The sequence below is a fragment of the Kitasatospora sp. NPDC088861 genome (assembly GCF_044750105.1).
Taxonomy (GTDB): Bacteria; Actinomycetota; Actinomycetes; order Streptomycetales; family Streptomycetaceae; genus Kitasatospora.
Genome location: NZ_JBIVJF010000011.1, coordinates 201,413 through 217,569 on the forward strand (window position 1 = coordinate 201,413; position 16,157 = coordinate 217,569).

The 16,157-nt window shown below is 72.0% G+C and carries 13 protein-coding genes and 1 CRISPR repeat array; of the genes, 8 read left to right on the top strand and 5 right to left on the bottom strand.

What is annotated here, in order from left to right; translation table 11 throughout:
* Positions 1-78: 78 nt before the first annotated feature.
* Entirely contained in the window at positions 79-2,982 is a 2,904-nt protein-coding gene (gene cas3 / locus ACIP37_RS20610; protein ID WP_400808429.1) for a CRISPR-associated helicase Cas3', read from the bottom strand.
* Between the two features lie 1,118 nt (positions 2,983-4,100).
* Between cas3 and ACIP37_RS20615 the strand changes: the two genes are divergently transcribed.
* Positions 4,101-4,247, top strand: a complete 147-nt coding sequence (locus ACIP37_RS20615) for a helix-turn-helix transcriptional regulator (protein ID WP_363629954.1) — start codon at positions 4,101-4,103, stop codon at positions 4,245-4,247.
* Between the two features lie 30 nt (positions 4,248-4,277).
* Here ACIP37_RS20615 and ACIP37_RS20620 read toward each other — a convergent pair whose 3' ends face one another.
* Positions 4,278-4,571, bottom strand: coding sequence for a DUF6087 family protein (locus ACIP37_RS20620; protein WP_363629952.1), 294 nt, complete (start codon positions 4,569-4,571; stop codon positions 4,278-4,280).
* A 463-nt stretch (positions 4,572-5,034) separates the two neighbouring features.
* On the opposite strand from ACIP37_RS20620, the gene ACIP37_RS20625 reads away from it, so the two are divergent.
* On the top strand, positions 5,035-5,613 hold the full coding sequence (locus ACIP37_RS20625; RefSeq protein ID WP_400808434.1) for a hypothetical protein: 579 nt from the start codon (positions 5,035-5,037) through the stop codon (positions 5,611-5,613).
* Here ACIP37_RS20625 and cutA read toward each other — a convergent pair.
* Both cutA and ACIP37_RS20635 read right to left on the bottom strand, forming a co-directional pair.
* Complete coding sequence (gene cutA, locus ACIP37_RS20630; RefSeq protein WP_363583343.1) at positions 5,561-5,884, bottom strand: divalent-cation tolerance protein CutA; 324 nt, start codon at positions 5,882-5,884, stop codon at positions 5,561-5,563. The two genes, ACIP37_RS20625 and cutA, sit on opposite strands and share 53 nt — an antisense overlap.
* Before the next feature lie 288 nt (positions 5,885-6,172).
* A CRISPR array of direct repeats spans positions 6,173-7,299; the repeat unit is 28 nt; unit sequence ATCGGCCCCGCGCTCGCGGGGATTGCTC.
* Positions 7,300-7,618: 319 nt separating this feature from the next.
* On the bottom strand, positions 7,619-8,512 hold the full coding sequence (locus ACIP37_RS20635) for a helix-turn-helix domain-containing protein (protein WP_400808439.1): 894 nt from the start codon (positions 8,510-8,512) through the stop codon (positions 7,619-7,621).
* Positions 8,513-8,710: 198 nt separating this feature from the next.
* Between ACIP37_RS20635 and ACIP37_RS20640 the strand changes: the two genes are divergently transcribed.
* The 3 genes from ACIP37_RS20640 to ACIP37_RS20650 all read left to right on the top strand — a co-directional run bounded on the left by ACIP37_RS20640 (position 8,711) and on the right by ACIP37_RS20650 (position 11,685).
* Complete coding sequence (locus ACIP37_RS20640) at positions 8,711-9,628, top strand: MBL fold metallo-hydrolase (protein WP_400808486.1); 918 nt, start codon at positions 8,711-8,713, stop codon at positions 9,626-9,628.
* Between the two features lie 144 nt (positions 9,629-9,772).
* Positions 9,773-11,212 carry a carboxylesterase/lipase family protein gene (locus tag ACIP37_RS20645; protein WP_400808441.1) on the top strand — a complete coding sequence of 480 codons (1,440 nt, stop codon included), beginning with the start codon at positions 9,773-9,775 and terminating at the stop codon, positions 11,210-11,212.
* A gap of 143 nt (positions 11,213-11,355) precedes the next feature.
* Positions 11,356-11,685, top strand: a complete 330-nt coding sequence (locus ACIP37_RS20650; protein ID WP_363629942.1) for a deoxyxylulose-5-phosphate synthase — start codon at positions 11,356-11,358, stop codon at positions 11,683-11,685.
* Positions 11,686-11,814: 129 nt separating this feature from the next.
* Here the strand turns inward: ACIP37_RS20650 and ACIP37_RS20655 are convergent, their stop codons facing one another.
* Positions 11,815-12,477, bottom strand: coding sequence for a GDSL-type esterase/lipase family protein (locus tag ACIP37_RS20655; RefSeq protein WP_400808445.1), 663 nt, complete (start codon positions 12,475-12,477; stop codon positions 11,815-11,817).
* A 416-nt stretch (positions 12,478-12,893) separates the two neighbouring features.
* Here ACIP37_RS20655 and ACIP37_RS20660 point away from each other — a divergent pair, with 416 nt between their 5' ends.
* The 3 genes from ACIP37_RS20660 (at position 12,894) to ACIP37_RS20670 (ending at position 16,149) form a co-directional block, all read left to right on the top strand.
* On the top strand, positions 12,894-13,904 hold the full coding sequence (locus ACIP37_RS20660; protein WP_400808448.1) for an ABC transporter ATP-binding protein: 1,011 nt from the start codon (positions 12,894-12,896) through the stop codon (positions 13,902-13,904).
* A 62-nt stretch (positions 13,905-13,966) separates the two neighbouring features.
* Positions 13,967-15,232 (top strand): ABC transporter substrate-binding protein, encoded by a 1,266-nt coding sequence (locus tag ACIP37_RS20665; RefSeq protein ID WP_400808451.1) that lies wholly within the window; start codon positions 13,967-13,969, stop codon positions 15,230-15,232.
* A 62-nt stretch (positions 15,233-15,294) separates the two neighbouring features.
* A complete protein-coding gene (locus ACIP37_RS20670) occupies positions 15,295-16,149 on the top strand; it encodes an ABC transporter permease (protein ID WP_363630080.1) in 855 nt (284 codons plus the stop codon).
* Positions 16,150-16,157 lie beyond the last annotated feature (8 nt).

A 16,157-nucleotide genomic window follows, 5' to 3' on the forward strand; every position in this document is an offset into this window, starting at 1 on the left:
GGTCGGCCGCAAGTCGGCCCCGCGGTCGCGGGGTTGAGGGGGCGCGGGGTTGAGGGGGTGGGTCGACGCCTGTTCGACTCACCCCCTCGCCTTTATCGGTACTGGGGCGCGCTGGGGCCCTCCGATCACCACGAGGCCGAGCAGGTCGTCGTAGCACAGCTGGAAGTCACCGAGGGCTGCTTCGCCGTGCTCGTCGAGTTCGAGGGCCAGGCTGTATCGCAGCCATGGATGGTCGCGCCAGCCCGACAGCGGACCGAGCGCCTGCTCGGCAGTCTTTGTCAGTTTGGTGGGCAGGCGCACCGTCCCGGAGAGCACGTCGTCCACCATCTCGGCCGCGACCGTCCCGTTGGGGCCGATCTTACGGCCCGTCATCGCGTGGAAGTCTTCCCCGGTGCGGCGCACCAGCACGACCTCCACACTCCGGTCCCCGTCCCGGACGAGTGCCTCGAACTGTCCCTCTGTCAGCGTGCCGTGGGCTCCGTAGTGCAGACCGGCCAGAGTCTGCGAACCGTGCTCCCCGGCGCGGGTCAGGACGTACTGGGCGGCTTCCTCGCGGCGCTTGGCCTGCCGTTCCTCCCAGTCCTGCCGCGCCTGCGCCTCGGCTTCGCCCCACTCCGCCGGGACGACGGGATCGGTGCCGTAGACCCGGGCGACCAGCTCCGGCACCTGGCCGGGGATGCTCCACGCGCCTCCGTCGGCCTTCGCCGTCCGCTCGACCTCTGCGGCCGTGCGCAGCAGGAGGTAGCGGCCGTAGATCCCCTCCGAGTCGCGCAGGATCTGCGGCGCGCCGTCGTCGTCGAAGTGCACGCCGGTGACGGCGACGGTGGGCCGGGACAGCCGGCGGGGGCGCTGCACGCCGTCGTGGCGGTGGAGGCGTCCGATGCGCTGGAGGAGCAGGTCCATCGGAGCGAGGTCGGTGATCAACAGATCGGCGTCGACGTCGAAGGACTGCTCCGCGAGCTGGGTCGCGACGACGATCATCCTGCCGAGACGCCCGGCTCCCGCGGTCGGCGGTCCGAGGAGCTTCAGCACCTCCTGCGTGCGGTCCGCCCGGTGGCCGGCGTGCAGGCGCCCGTGCAGGAGCCGGACATCAGCGCCGAACTCCTTGTGGAGGGCCTCGAACGCGGACTGGGCGCGGGCCACGGTGTTCCGAATGACCAGGACGCACCCGCCGTCAACCAGCCGCTCCCTCAGATAGTCGACCACGGCGGCATCCTGCGCGACTTGGGCGTCGGTCCGCGTCGGCTGCTCGTCGAGCACCTCGACCCGCACCTGAAGGTCCTCACGCCAGGACGCGGTGCCCTCCACCAGCACTTCCGGCTGCCCATCCGGCCCCGCCCAGGCCGCCGTGACGCTCGGATAGCCCTCCGGCTCGGGAAGCTCCAGGGCCGCCGAGACCTCCGCCGACTGCGTACCGGCCAGGTAGGCGGCGACCAGGCGACGCCTCTGCTCCGGCGGCAGCGTCGCCGACAACAGCACCACCGGCACGCCGGCCTGCCCGAGCCACCACAGGCCCTCCAGCAGGAACTGCGACATGTAGACGTCGGCGGCGTGGACCTCGTCGAGGATCACGACCTTGCCCACCAGCCCGGCCATCCGCAGCATCACGTGCTTGGTACGGGTGGCGGCGTAGAGGAGCTGGTCGATGGTGCCGACCGCGAACGGGCTCAGCAGACCACGGCGACGCCCGAGGAACCACTCGGCGGGGGCCCTGCGCTCCCCGTCCACACAACCGTCGAAGCAGTCGGTCTGCATGCCGAACTCGTCTTCTCCCACCGACGAGAAGGGGTCGTCGGCGTCCTGCCCCCACTCCCCCGCGCCCTCCAGCAGGCCGCGCCACTCCTTGTTGAACATCCGCTTGCCATGCAGCAGCGCGACCTGGCCCTCCAGCCCATCGCCGACCTCGCGCAGCCACGACCGGACCTGGGTGAACATCGGGTCCGCCGTCGCCTGGGTCGGCATGCCCAGGAACACCCCGTCCGCACCGTGACGCGCTGCCATCAGCTCGGCCGCCGCCAGAGCCGCCTTCGTCTTCCCCTCCCCCATCGGCGCCTCGACGATCACCAGACCGGGCCCGCCCATCCGACGCACCACGTCGAGGACCAACTCCTGCGAGGGCCTGGTCCCGTGGCCGAACCGGTCCCGAAACGTCTCCGGGCCGGGCGCCGCCAACGCTCCCCATCCACCGCGCAGTTCGAGCCTCGACCACGCCGCCGCAGCCCGCTGCCGCGCTTGATGCAACGTCACCTTCGCCAGGTCGGACACACCCGTGAAGTGCCGCTCGTCGCTGGCGATCCAGTCCGCCATCACCACGAAGCCGGACAGCTGGAGCTGCGCCGCACGGCTCGGCACCAGCGCCGGCTCCACCGCAGCCAGCGGCGACTTCCCCTCATAGCCGAGCTCCCGCGAGAACACCTCCACCAGCGCCGACTGCGCGAGCTTCCAGGGCTGGCTGCTGCCTTGCAGCTTTTCGTTCTTCTTCGGTGGCCTCAGCTGCCCCAGCGTCGGGATCAAACCATGGTGGCCGGCGACCAACGGCCAGACCCAACCGACCTGTTCCTCATGCCACTTCGCGTCAGTAAGCACCGCCCTCAGCACCCGGGCACCGGCTTTGTCATGCCGCCAAGACGCCCCCTTCACCGCGTACTTGTCCCAGGTGAGCCCCGCTTGACGGACCGCTGCCTCGCCGGCGGCGTCGAGATGCTGAAACACCGGGGTGGCCTTGCCACAGTCATGAATCCCGCACAACCAGGCGAACAGACGCCGCCCCTTACCCGTGCCCCCCGCGAGAGCGTCCAGACGCCACCGCGTCACCGGCGGCAGGTAGCGGTCCCAGAGGATCTCTGCCACCGCCGCAGTGTCCAGCATGTGCGACAGCAGGAGATTGGCCGTTCCCCCGGCCCGCCCGGCCGACTTACCCCACAGCGCACCCAGCCAGCCCCTGACCTCGGGCGGGTACCACTGCCAACGGTCCTCAACCATCGCCTCAACCTCCACACGCAGGTACGCTTCGAGAGCCTAGGACACCCCACTGACAACTCACCTCGGAGCAAAGAAATATGACGGTCATACATCAGCTCCCCTTCGGGCCGCCATCCGATCGAACTGAATCAATCAGGCCCCTCGGCCGCTAATCACCGCAGGTCAGAAAGTGTCGGCCCCGCGCTCGCGGGGGTTGCCCCACGATCATCGCCGCCGAGCGGATCTCCGGTGTGTCGGCCCCGCGCTCGCGGGGGTTGCCCCCCGTCGGTCCACGGTCGGCAGTCCTGCGGCGGTCGGCCCCGCGCTCGCGGGGGTTGCCCCTGGGCGTTCAACCTCGGCGCAACGATCAGCTGGTCGGCCCCGCGCTCGCGGGGGTTGCCCCCTGCGTCACGTCCTGCGGATCGCCCGGGACGAGTCGGCCCCGCGCTCGCGGGGGTTGCCCCACCTCATCCCGGGCATCGTCCGCCGGCACCTGGTCGGCCCCGCGCTCGCGGGGGTTGCCCTGATGAGGTCTGATCCCTGAGGCCGGTCGGACTGTCGGCCCCGCGCTCGCGGGGGTTGCCCCGCCGCCCGGTGTCGGCCGTCGCCCCTACGATTGTCGGCCCCGCGCTCGCGGGGGTTGCCCGAGGACTACTGGCCGGAGCCGGAGCCGGAGCCGGTCGGCCCCGCGCTCGCGGGGGTTGCCCCGAGGCGGGCCCGCACCCGGTCCTCCTGGAGGTGTCGGCCCCGCGCTCGCGGGGGTTGCCCCGAGGCGGGCCCGCACCCGGTCCTCCTGGAGGTGTCGGCCCCGCGCTCGCGGGGGTTGCCCCCTGGCGTCGAGGGTCCTCGGCCGCCCCGTCGAGTCGGCCCCGCGCTCGCGGGGGTTGCCCCCTTCGCCTGGAGTGCGGGTACGAGGTTCAGCAGTCGGCCCCGCGCTCGCGGGGGTTGCCCCCCGCGCCAGGGGCAAGCCCTGCCGCCGAGGAGGTCGGCCCCGCGCTCGCGGGGGTTGCCCCTCCAGGCCGTGCGGGTAGTGGGTCGGTTCGCCGTCGGCCCCGCGCTCGCGGGGGTTGCCCGACCGCGCCGAGGACCAGGGTGGCGATCATGCTGTCGGCCCCGCACTCGCGGGGGCTCCCCCGTGTGTGCCCATAGAGACGCAGCAGGCCGGACTGGACAGGCGGACCGTCGGCCGGTTCGAGAACGGGCCCGTGCCGCCCACGCTCGACAAGTTCAGCGCGATCGCCCGTGCAATCGGGGTGCCGCTCCGGCGACTGCTCCGTGATGGATGACGCTGACCGGCCGCACCGTGGTACGGCCGGTCAGGGCTTGCGATGCTTCCCCGCCGGCTTCTTCGGAGGTTGAGCCGAAGACATCGGAATCACCTCGTCGCCGTCGATGCCGTGCAGGAGGCGCTGTGCGGCAGCGTAGTTCGGCGCGATCGTCTCCGGTACCCACTGGTAGCCGTCCCAGCAGGAGATGAGTCGAGGTGCGCCCTGGTACAGGTGGGCCGGTGCGGTCTCGTGGCCGATGGTCGCGGCCTTGAGTTCGCCGACCGGCCGACGCCGCGCGTCCCGCCGCGCTGCCCACTGCCCCAGGGGTTCGTCCTCGTCCATCTGGTCCTCCTCCGCGACGGGGCAGCCCAGAGTACCGGCAGTCAGCAGGGGAGGAGCCAGCTCGGGCCGCTCGGATCCCCGATCCAGACCCGCTGGTCCTCGCCGCTCACCATGAGGCCGAACGCGTCCTGTCCCGGGCTACCGACCTTCTCCCAGCGTTCGACAGTTCGGGGACGAGGAACACATCCCGGCTCGACTGCTCGCCGCGCACCTGTCCACGCATATCGACCACATCACTGCGGTCCTGCCGAACGCAGGCACCCACCGGGGCGCGCTCACCATCGCCGCTGGAGAGACCGCGGCTCTGGCCGGATGGACCCACTGGGACCTCGGCGACTACTCGCACGCCGGTCACTACTACCGGACGGCTCGACTCGCGGCCGACCGCGCCGGACACGGCCCGCTGCATGCCCTCGCCCTGGGCTACGCCTCGTACGGGGTGGATGCAGCGACGGCTCGGCAGATGCTCGCCGCTGCACAGGAGAATGTCCGGGGCCGAGGCCTGGAAGCGGCCCGGGCCTGGCTCGCCGCAAGGGAAGCCGAGGAGGCCGCGGCGGACGGCGACAGGGAGTCGGCACTGCGTGCACTGGACCGCGCCCGGACTGCCTTCGACTACGCGGAGCCCGACACCGCTCCGGCCTGGTTTTCCTTCTTCGGCGAAGCACGCCTCAGCTCAATGACGGTGGCGACCTACGCCAAGCTGCGACACCGAGACCTCGGCGCGGCCGCAGACCAGACCCTGGCCGACCTGGGCGAAGACGACCGGAAGATCAGGGTCGCAGTGCTCGGAGACGTCGCGGCCGGCTACCTCACGGCGGGCGCCGTCGACCAGGCCGTCGAGATCGGCCGCCGCGCCCTCGCCGCCACGCTCGAAGCCCAGACGACCATGGGTCGAGTACGGCTGTCCGCACTGGCCGACCAACTCCCGGCATCGCCGGCGGCCCAGGCCTTTCGAGACGAGATCCGGGCCTCCTTGGAGCAACTGCCGATCAGCTTCGCGTCTCTGCGGCCACCCAGTCCAGGTAGGCGGCGGATCCAGTGATCACCGGCACCCCGACGACCTCCGGCGTGTCGTAGGAGTGCAGCTCAACGATGCGCGCGGACAGCCGATCAGCCAGGCTCGCCCGGGACTTGAAGTCGATCCGCCACTCGGCGGAGTCCTGCACCCCGCCGTCCCACCAGTAGACGGACTGGACGCGGTAGACCTGCGCACACGCGGCCAGGCGGTCACGGATGACCGCCGAGGCGAGCTCACGGGCCTTCGTCTCGTCGTCATGGGTCGTCGTCACCACAACGAAGTCACCGGTCGTCATACCGTGACGGTACCCGGCATCAACCGCCGCCCCCAATCTGCCCAGCGGACTTACCCCACAGCGCGCCAGCCAGCTCCCGACCTCGGGCGGGTACCCCTGCCAACGGTCCTCAAGCATCGTCTCAACCTCCACGTACGAGTACGCTTCGAGAGCGTAGGCCACGACACCGACAACCAGCACTGGGACAAGGAGAGATGGCAACAACGCATCGGCTGTTCGACGAGCCCTCTACCAATCGAACTGAATCAATCAGGCCCCTCGCCCGCTAATCACCGCAGGTCAGGAAGTATCGGCCCCGCGCTCGCGGGGATTGCTCCCAGCCCACCGGAGACCGGCAGTGACCGAGCACATCGGCCCCGCGCTCGCGGGGATTGCTCCGCGACGGCCGCGGCGCCGGCCGACTGGGTCTCATCGGCCCCGCGCTCGCGGGGATTGCTCCACAGCGGGCCAGGCACGGGGATCACAGCCCCGATCGGCCCCGCGCTCGCGGGGATTGCTCCGGTCGACGTTTCCTCGGCAAGGGCCTGCTTCTATCGGCCCCGCGCTCGCGGGGATTGCTCCACCGACGAGCTGACCGTCATCACGGCGGCGGCATCGGCCCCGCGCTCGCGGGGATTGCTCCTGGGAGACCGTGAAGCAGTGGACCGGCCAGGCATCGGCCCCGCGCTCGCGGGGATTGCTCTCACTGCTGGTCGCGAGGCAAATCGCCCCGCAAATCGGCCCCGCGCTCGCGGGGATTGCTCGGCCTACCTCGGCATCCCGATGACCACCGCGTTATCGGCCCCGCGCTCGCGGGGATTGCTCCACGAAGGCGGAGTGGGTGGGGGTGCCGATCGAATCGGCCCCGCGCTCGCGGGGATTGCTCCACGGACCGATGGTTGTCAGCCTCGGGCAGTGGATCGGCCCCGCGCTCGCGGGGATTGCTCCGGCCGCGAGCACGGCCGGTCCATCGCCGACGCATCGGCCCCGCGCTCGCGGGGATTGCTCCCTCACCGGCCGCCTCGGGGTCCGGCTCACCCCATCGGCCCTGCGCTCGCGGGGGGTTGCTCCGCCTGCTCGACCACGTCATGGCCGTACCCGAGATCGGCCCCGCGCTCGTGGGGGTTGCTCGTGATCATCCGCAACCACCCCGCCCACGTCCCGATCGGCCCCGCGCTCGCGGGGGTTGCTCCCCCGCCGCCTGGAACCGCGCCCTCGACCACGCATCGGCCCCGCGCTCGCGGGGGTTGCTCTGACCTAGCGGCGCTCCGGGCGGCCCGGCTGGTGTCGGCCCCGCGCTCGCGGGGATTGCTCGCACTCACCGCCTTCCACACCGGCACCCTCGCCATCGGCCCCGCGCTCGCGGGGGTTGCTCCCGCGTCGACCTGCAGACACCGGCCGGATGGGAATCGGCCTCGTGCTCGCGGGGGTTGTTCCACTTTGTTCACGGTCGGCGTCCGTGTGGGGGCGTCGGACTCCCGGTGATGTCCCTTTGCTGTCCCGAGGGTGGCGGCCGGTGAGCCCCTGCCACCGGCCGTGGGAGGGCTTCCGGTCGTTGCGCGCCTTCGAGGACCGCTTGGTGCCCTTGACCTTGCGCGAGCGCTTGTGGGCCTGCGTCTGCCTGCCCGTGTCGGTGCTGGCGGCTTGGGGGATCGCGGGTGGTTCGGGGAAGACCGCGAGCCCTGCCGTGCCCCGCACAGCAGAGGCCGGGGCGGCGCCGTTACCGCGGGCCCGGGGCCGCGGCGCTTGCCCGGCCTACGCCCGGCGCGCGCCCGCGCCGCACGCGTGCGGTGCCCGGCTGACGGCCGCGTGGCGGAGGAGGGTGAGGGCCTGCTCGGAGGGGGAGTTGGCGGGGGTGGTGCACACGATGAGCGCCTGGTCTGGCGAGCGGGCGATGGACAGGGTCTGCTGGGTCACCGTGACCGTGCCGACGACGGGGTGGTGCAGCTCGTAGGACGAGGCGTCGCACGGCACTACGCGGTGGTCTGCCCACAGGGCGACGAACTCCGGGCTTTTCATGGTCAGTTCGCCGATCAACTCCGCGAGCAGCGCGTCCTCCGGATGTCTGCCGACGGCGATGCGCAGGTTGCCGACCACCGCGCGCGCCTTGCGTTCCCAGTCCGCGTACAGCTCCCGGCAGTGCAGGTCGAGGAAGAGCATCCGGCTCATGTTCGGCCGTCGGGCCGGGTCGTCCGGGCTGAGGAGGTCGAGGTGGCCGGCCAGCAGGGCGTGTCCGAGGGTGTTCCAGGCCAGGACGTCGGTGCGGCGGCCGAGCACGATCGCGGGGACGCCGTCGACGGCGCGGAGGAGGTCACGGGTTTCGTCGGCGAGCTTCTCGGGCCGTGGGCGGCGTGGCCGGGGCGTGTGGCGGGCGGTGTCGGCGAGCCGGTCGAGGTGGGCGCGTTCGTGGGTGTCGAGCAGGAGGGCGCCGGCGATGGCGTCGAGCACCTCGGCGGAGGCCCCGCGGGACAGGCCCTGTTCCAGCCGGGTGTAGTAGGAGACGCTGACGCCCGCGAGTTGGGCCAGTTCTTCGCGCCGGAGCCCGGCCACCCGTCTGCGGGGCCCGAGGTCGCGCAGGCCGACGTCCTCGGGCCGCAGCTGCGCCCGCCGGGCTTGGAGGAAGGCGCCGAGTGGGCCTGGTCCGTTCATCGCCCCAGTATTCGACGGGCGGCCCGGTCCCTGCCACACCCTGCGAGGGGTAGGACAAGCCGGGAGTGGCTGGTGCCCGTCCGGGTGTCCAGGATCGATCTCAGTCGGCCGCCGATTCGGCCGCGTATCCCGGACCCGAGGACGGACCTCATGGATCAGGACATGAACCAGAACATCGATCACGACATGGATCAGCACATGGGCCAGGACCCCGAACAGATCACCTTGGGCGACGTCACCGTCACCCGCGTCAAGGAGTTCTACGGCTCGGCCGGGCTGACGCCGGGCCAGTTCTTCCCGGACAGCCCCGACGGCTCGTGGGACGAGCACCGCGACTGGCTGGCGCCCGACTTCTGGGACCCGGAGACGGACGAGTGCCGTACGGCGATCCAGTCCTGGCTGCTGCGCAGCGAGGGGCGCACGATCCTCGTGGACACCGGCGTGGGCAACCACAAGGACCGCCCTTACGCGCCGGTGTGGAGCCGCCTGGACACCGGCTACCTCGACAACCTCGCCGCTGCCGGGGTGCGGCCCGAGGACGTCGACGTCGTGGTCAACACCCATCTGCACGTCGATCACGTGGGCTGGAACACCCGTCTCGACGGCCGGGACTGGGTGCCGACCTTCCCGAACGCCACGTATCTGATGCCCCGGCGGGACTTCGAGTTCTGGGACCCGGCCAACGGGCACAGGAGCGTGTTCGGCCGGGGGAACCAGAACGTGTTCGAGGACAGCGTCGCGCCGGTCCACGCGGCGGGGCTGACGCACCTGTGGGAGGGGACGTACCGGATCGACGGGAACCTGCGGCTCGATCTCGCTCCCGGGCACACTCCCGGCTCGTCCGTGCTCACCCTGGAGTCCGGCGGCGACCAGGCCTTGTTCGTCGGGGATCTGGTGCACACCGCGTTGCAGATCGCGGAGCCGGAGACCAATTCCTGTTTCTGCGAGGACCCGGCGGAGTCCCGCGCGACCCGGCGCAAGCTGCTCGGCCGCGCCGCCGAGAACAACGCGCTCGTCCTCCCGGCGCACTTCGGCGGCCGGGGGGCGATGGAGGTCGCGCGCAGCGGGTCGAAGTTCGCGGTCAAGGAGTGGGCGGGTTTCTCCCGGATCTCCTGATCTCCCGACGTCCCGACCTCCCGACCTCCCGACCTCCCGACCTCCCGACCTCCCGACCTCCCGACCTCCCGACGTCCCGACGTCCCGTCCGGAGCTCCCCCGATCGATGTCCCCTTCGCTCCCTTCCAGAGAGGAAGTCATCCCGTGCCCCGACAGGCAGATCCGGTCGTCGAAACCCCGGCGGGCGCCGTGCGCGGCGTCCGTGACGAGTCCGGTGAGCGCTTCCGCGCCCTCCCGTACGCGGCGGCGCCGGTCGGTGCCGGCCGGTTCGCCGCGCCCGTACCGCACCCGGGCTGGCCGGGTGTCCGTGACGGCGGCAGGCCCTCGCCGACCGCCCCCCAGCCGGCCCGGGACTTCGGCCGGCTCGACATGAGCCCCTACTTCGGGCCGGGCTGGGTGCCCGGCGAGGAGTACCTGACCGTCGACGTCCACACGCCGGCCGCCGACGGGGGCGGGCGCCCCGTCATGGTCTTCGTGCACGGCGGCGGGTTCGTCACCGGCTCGAACCGCGCGGCGCTCTACGGCGGCGGCGCGTTCGCCCGCGACGGTGTCGTCCTGGTGACGGTGAACTACCGTCTCGGCGTGCCGGGGTTCCTGGAGCTGGCGGGCGCTCCGGCCAACCGCGGGCTGCTCGACGTGCTCGCCGCGCTCAGGTGGGTGCGGGGCTCGGTGGCGGCCTTCGGTGGCGACCCGGGGAACGTCACGGTCTTCGGCCAGTCCGCGGGCGCCACGCTCGTCGGCGCGCTGCTCGCGACTCCGGCGGCCGCCGGTCTGTTCCGGCGGGCGATCGTCCAGAGCGGCAACGGCTGCGGCGCGTTCACCCCGGAGCAGGCACAGCGGGTCACCGCCGCGGTGGCGGCCGCGCTGGGCGTCGAGCCGACCGTGGAGGCGTTCGCCCTGGTCCCGGACGAGCGTTTCGTGGCGGTCCTGCCCGCGCTGGCCGGCCTGGATCTGCGGACCGACGCCGCTTCGGACCCGCTGGCCGGGCTCAGCCCGTTCAGCCTGGTTCTGCCGGCGCAGCCCGCCGACGCCCTCGCCGACGGCCCGGCCGCCGACGTCGATCTGCTCATCGGCACCAACACCGAGGAGGGGCACCTCTACGTCGTCCCGCAGGGCGGTCTGGAGTCCACCACGGACGCCGACGTGCTAGCCGTCGCCGCCTGGGTGCACGCGGACCCGGAGGCCGCCCTCGCCGCGCACCGCGCGGCCCGGCCGGGCGCGACACCGGGCGAGCTGCGCTCCGCCGTGCTCGGGCGGGCCCTGTTCGAGGCCGGTACGGCGCGTCTGGCACAGGCCCACGCCCGGATCTCGGGCGGCCGTACGCACCGCTACTCGTTCGGGTACCGCTCGACGGCTCTGGGCGGGCGGCTCGGCGCCGCCCACACGGTCGAACTGCCCTTCGTGTTCGACGTCGCCGACGAACCGTGGCTGCACGGGGACACCGGGCTGCTCGGCCCCGACCCCGCCCCGGCGGGGCTCGCAGCCCGGGTCCACGGTGCCTGGGTCGCGTTCGCCGGCACCGGGGACCCGGGTTGGGCCGCCTACGACCTGCGGCGACCCGTGGCGGAGGCCTTCGGCGGCTGAGCGCCGCCAGCGACAGCCGGGGACCGCGGGGACCGCCGGGAACCGCCGGGAGCCGCCAGGAACCGCCCGAGACATGGCTTCCCTGAGGCCGGACGGGAGGAAATCCGGTCGGCTCGACGGCCGCCGACGCATAGTCTGGCCTCATGGCCCATGCAAGGACCTCGTACGTCTGTCTGCCCTGCCGGGCCTCGTACAAGCAGCCCTACCCCGGGACGCACGAACGGCGCTGCCCGCGTTGCACCGAGGCTCTGATCCACGTCGGGTCCGCCTTCGCGGCACCGCGTCGACGGGACGCCGCCGGTTGGCGGACGCTCTCCGTGCTGCTGCACGCGGGGGTCCGATTCCACAAGGGCTGCTGCGGTGGCCCCGGCTACCGGCCACGCACGCTCGGCGAGGTGCGCGAACGGATGGCACACGCCCGGCTCACCGGGGAGCCTGCTGCCCGTGTGCTGGTGCGCCGCGAGCTTCCCTGACGAAGCTGTCCCGCACGGGCATTCAGGTCTGGGCGAGCAACGGCGTTCCTCCCTGGCTCTGGTGAGGCTGGCCTGGGGCCCTTGGATCTCCCCGCGACCGCCGCTGTCGCGGGTGGTCGCGGGGCGCGGTCAGGTGACCAGGCGCAGCCAGGCTGCCGCGAGTGCGGCGTGGCCGGCGGGCGTCGGGTGGACGCCGTCCTCGGACCAGTGCTCCGGGCCGGCCGCGGCGGCGAGCTCGGCGAACATGCCGTCGGCGGCGAGCAGGTGCGCGCCGTAGGTGCGGGCGAGTTGGCGCACGGCCTGGATCTTGGGGTCCAGGTCGGTGCGCCATTGCCGTCGTTCTTCCGCTCCGATGAGGGCGGCGCCGGCCTCGATGACGTCGTGGATCGGCAGGAGGAACGGCTCGATGAGGATCAGCTGTGCGCCCGCCTCGGCGAGGGGCGCGAGCAGGCGGTCGTAGCCCGCTTCGAACTCCTCCGCGGGGATCACGCGCCCCTCCGGGTCCAGCGTGTGCCAGCCCATGTCGTTGACTCCGACGAGGATCGACACCACGTCCGGTCGGGCGTCGAGCACGTCGGTCTGCCAGCGGGCTTCGAGGTTCATCACCTTGTCTCCCGCGTTCCCGGTGTTCAGCCAGGTCACGGTGCGGTCCGGGTGCCGAAGTCCCCACTCTCCCGCGACGCGCAGCGGGTAGCCGTAGCCGAGGCCGTCTTCGCTCTGCAGCCGCTGGCAGTCGGTGATCGAGTCGCCGGTGAACATCACGGTGCTTCCCGGTCGGATGGTGATCGTCATGTGCGCTCCTTGGACGTGGACGTGGACGTGAATTCGGCTGATGTGAACGTGAATTCGGGTGAGGAGGGGCAAGGCCGGACCTCTCGAAGGTGTCGGACCTCGCCGTCATCGGGCTGACAATCACCGGCACGCCACCGTCATCGCGCTGACGGCCCCCGAGGCCGGTGGGCCGCCGCCACCCGGACCGGTGGCTTTTCTGCTTCAGTCGAAGGTTCAGAGGATTCAGCAGTCGCGGATCCGACAGCAGAGACCGCGAGACCGAGGTGCGGATGACGTCCAGCCCAGTTCCCAGTCCGTCCGCCGGTTCCTTCCCGAGCCCGCCGGAGCGTACGTCGGGCCGTTCGTCGGGCCGTTCGGCCGGCCGTCCGCCCGCGCCCGGTGCGGTCGCGTTGTCCGGGGTCAGCAAGGCGTTCGGCGTGGTCAGCGCTGTGGACGGGATCGATCTGGAGATCAGGCCGGGCGAGTTCTTCTCGATGCTCGGGCCGTCCGGGTCGGGCAAGACCACGGTACTGCGCATGATCGCGGGCTTCGAGGCGCCGAGCGCCGGCCGGGTGCTGGTGGGCGGGGTCGACGTCACCGGATTGCCCGCGTTCGACCGCGACGTCAACACGGTGTTCCAGGATTACGCCCTCTTTCCGCATCTGTCGGTGTGGCAGAACGTCGAGTACGGGCTGAAGGTCAAGCGGGTGCCGCGGGCGGAGCGGGCCGCACGGGTGGCCGAGGCGCTGGCGAGCGTGCAGTTGCCCTCCTTCGGTGACCGGCGCCCCGCCGAACTGTCCGGCGGGCAGCGCCAGCGGGTCGCGCTGGCCCGGGCGCTGGTCAACCGCCCGTCCGTACTGCTGCTCGACGAGCCGCTCGGCGCCCTCGACCTGAAGCTCCGGCTGGAGATGCAGCTCGAACTCCAGCAGATCCAACGCGAGGCCGGGATCACCTTCGTCCTCGTCACCCACGACCAGGACGAGGCGCTCACGATGAGCGACCGGATCGCGGTCCTCAACGCCGGCCGGATCGAGCAGGTCGGCACTCCCGCCGAGGTGTACGAGCGACCGGCCACCGCGTTCGTGGCGGGCTTCGTCGGCACCTCGAACCTGCTCCGGGGCGCCTGCGCCGAGCAGGTCTTCGGCCGGCCCGGGACGTACTCGGTGCGCCCCGAGAAGATCCGCATCGCCCGTCCGGACGACCTGACGGGGCCCGACGAGTACGGCGTCACCGGGACGATCGGCGAGGTCGTCTACGCCGGCGCGCAGACCCGCTTCCTGGTCGACCTGGCGGCGGGCGGGCGGCTGGTGGCCGTCCGGCAGAACCTCGACGGCTCCGGTCTCGACGCCTCCGGTACCGACGCCTCCGGTGCCGATGTCTCCCGCCGCCGGGGGGCGAGCGTCCTCCTGGCCTGGCGGCGACAGCACACCGTCCGTATCAACCCTTGACCCGCGTCAACTCCTGACCCTCAACCCTTGACGAACAACCCTTGACGAAAGCGATCGAGTTCATGAGCACCACACGCCCCCTACGCCGCCGGACCCTGCTTCGCCGCCCCGTCCGCCGCCGCCCCGTCCGCCGCCGCCCCCTGAGCGCCCTGGCGGCCGCGGCCGCCCTGCTGCTTCCCGTGGCGTGCGCGTCGAACTCCGGCGGCGGCGGCACGGGCAGCGGGTTCACCGCACCGGACATCCCCGCGCAGAAGTCCCTCGGCCCGGGCGAGGGCACCGTCAACATCGTCGCCTGGGCCGGCTACGTCGAGTACGGGCAGGACAACAAGGCCGTCGACTGGGTCACCCCGTTCACCCGGCAGACCGGCTGCAAGGTGAACCTGAAGGTGGCGGGCACCTCGGACGAGATGGTCGCGCTGATGAAGACCGGCCAGTACGACACCGTCTCGGCTTCCGGCGACGCGACGCTGCGCCTGATCGCGGGTGGCGACGTCGCGCCGGTCAATACCGCGCTCGTCCCCAACTACGCCGATGTCTATCCCGGGTTGAAGAACCGCCCGTGGAACTCGGTCAAGGACGTGCCGTACGGAATCCCGCACGGGCGCGGCGCCAACCTGCTGATGTACAACACCGACAAGGTCACCCCCGCGCCGACCTCCTGGGGTGCGGTCTTCACCCCGGACTCGCCCTACGCCGGGCACCTCACCGCGTACGACAGCCCGATCTACATCGCCGATGCCGCGCTGTACCTGATGAGGACCAAGCCCGAGCTCGGCATCAGGAACCCCTACGCCCTCACCTCCTCCCAACTGGACGCCGCGGTGGCGCTGCTCAAGGTCCAGAAGAAGCAGGTCGGTTCCTACTGGAGCGACTACACCAAGGAGCAGGCGGCGTTCGACTCCGGCGACGCCCTGATCGGCACCACCTGGGAGGTGATCCAGCGGGCGGTCGCCGCCGAGGGCAGGGTGAGGACGCAGGCGATCCTGCCCGTCGAGGGTTCCACCGGCTGGTCCGACACCTGGATGGTCTCGTCGCACGCCCAGCACCCCAACTGCGCCTACGCGTGGATGGACTACATCGTCTCGCCGTCGGCCAACGCGCAGGTCGCCGAGTACTTCGGCGAGGCCCCGGCCAACTCGAAGGCCTGCGCGCAGATCACCGACAACCCGGGCTTCTGCGCCGACTACCACGCCACCGACGAGAACTGGTGGAAGGACGTCTACTACTGGACGACGCCCACCGCGCAGTGCGCCGACGGCAGCGGCCGCGACGACTGCACCGCGTACGCCCAGTGGGTCACCGCCTGGAACGGGATCAAGAGCTCGTGAGCGCCCCCGCCGCGGCACGCACCCCGGCGCACACCGACGCGCGCACTCCGACGCGCACCCCGATGCGCCGGTTGGCCGGGCTGCTGGACCGGCGCCCCGGTCTGCGGCTCGCGGCGCTGCTGGCGGCGCCGATGACCTGGCTGGTGCTGGCGTACCTCGGCTCGCTGGCGGTCCTCCTGCTGTCCGCGTTCTGGAGCACCAACGCGTTCACCTCCGCCGTCGAACAGCGCTGGACCGTCGACAACTTCCGGTCGCTGCTGACCGATCCGCAGTACCGGACGGTCGCCGTGCGCACGCTGGGCATCGCGGTGTCGGTGACGGTGATCGACGCGGTGGCCGCCCTCCCGATGGCCTTCTTCATCGCCCGGGTGGCCCGGCCAGGGAGCCGGCGCCTGCTGCTGGTGGCGGTGCTGACGCCGCTGTGGGCCGGCTACCTGGTCAAGGCCTACGCCTGGTGGGTGATGCTCAGCCACGGCGGTGCCCTGGACTGGGTCGCCGCCCCCTTCGGCGGGCACTCCCCCGGTTTCGGCGTTCCGGCGGTGGTCATGGTGCTCGCGTACCTGTGGCTGCCCTACATGGTGCTGCCGCTGTGCACCGCGTTCGGGCAGCTGCCCGACAGCCTGCTCGCCGCGGCGGCGGACCTCGGCGCCGGCCCCTGGCGGACCCTGCGCACGGTGGTACTGCCGCTGGCCAGGCCGGCGCTCATCGCCGGGTCGGTCTTCACCTTCTCGCTGAGCCTGGGCGACTACCTGACGGTGCAGATCGTCGGCGGCACCACGTCCATGCTCGGCAACGTCATCGCGTCCAACGTGACGCTGAACCTGCCCCTGGCGGCCGCGGTGTCCTGCGTCCCGGTGCTGCTGATCGTGGGCTACCTGCTCGCCGTGCGCCGCACCGGCGCGCTGGACAGTCTGTGAGGCCGAGG

Bases quoted from the DNA above. Each gene is read 5' to 3' on its own strand.
- ACIP37_RS20670 (WP_363630080.1), top strand. From the start codon at position 15,295: ATGCGCCGGTTGGCCGGGCTGCTGGACCGGCGCCCCGGTCTGCGGCTC.
- cas3 (WP_400808429.1), bottom strand. From the start codon at position 2,982: ATGGTTGAGGACCGTTGGCAGTGGTACCCGCCCGAGGTCAGGGGCTGG.
- ACIP37_RS20640 (WP_400808486.1), top strand. From the start codon at position 8,711: ATGGGCCAGGACCCCGAACAGATCACCTTGGGCGACGTCACCGTCACC.
- ACIP37_RS20650 (WP_363629942.1), top strand. From the start codon at position 11,356: ATGGCCCATGCAAGGACCTCGTACGTCTGTCTGCCCTGCCGGGCCTCG.
- ACIP37_RS20665 (WP_400808451.1), top strand. From the start codon at position 13,967: ATGAGCACCACACGCCCCCTACGCCGCCGGACCCTGCTTCGCCGCCCC.
- cutA (WP_363583343.1), bottom strand. From the start codon at position 5,884: ATGACGACCGGTGACTTCGTTGTGGTGACGACGACCCATGACGACGAG.
- ACIP37_RS20625 (WP_400808434.1), top strand. From the start codon at position 5,035: ATGCTCGCCGCTGCACAGGAGAATGTCCGGGGCCGAGGCCTGGAAGCG.
- ACIP37_RS20620 (WP_363629952.1), bottom strand. From the start codon at position 4,571: ATGGACGAGGACGAACCCCTGGGGCAGTGGGCAGCGCGGCGGGACGCG.
- ACIP37_RS20655 (WP_400808445.1), bottom strand. From the start codon at position 12,477: ATGACGATCACCATCCGACCGGGAAGCACCGTGATGTTCACCGGCGAC.
- ACIP37_RS20635 (WP_400808439.1), bottom strand. From the start codon at position 8,512: ATGAACGGACCAGGCCCACTCGGCGCCTTCCTCCAAGCCCGGCGGGCG.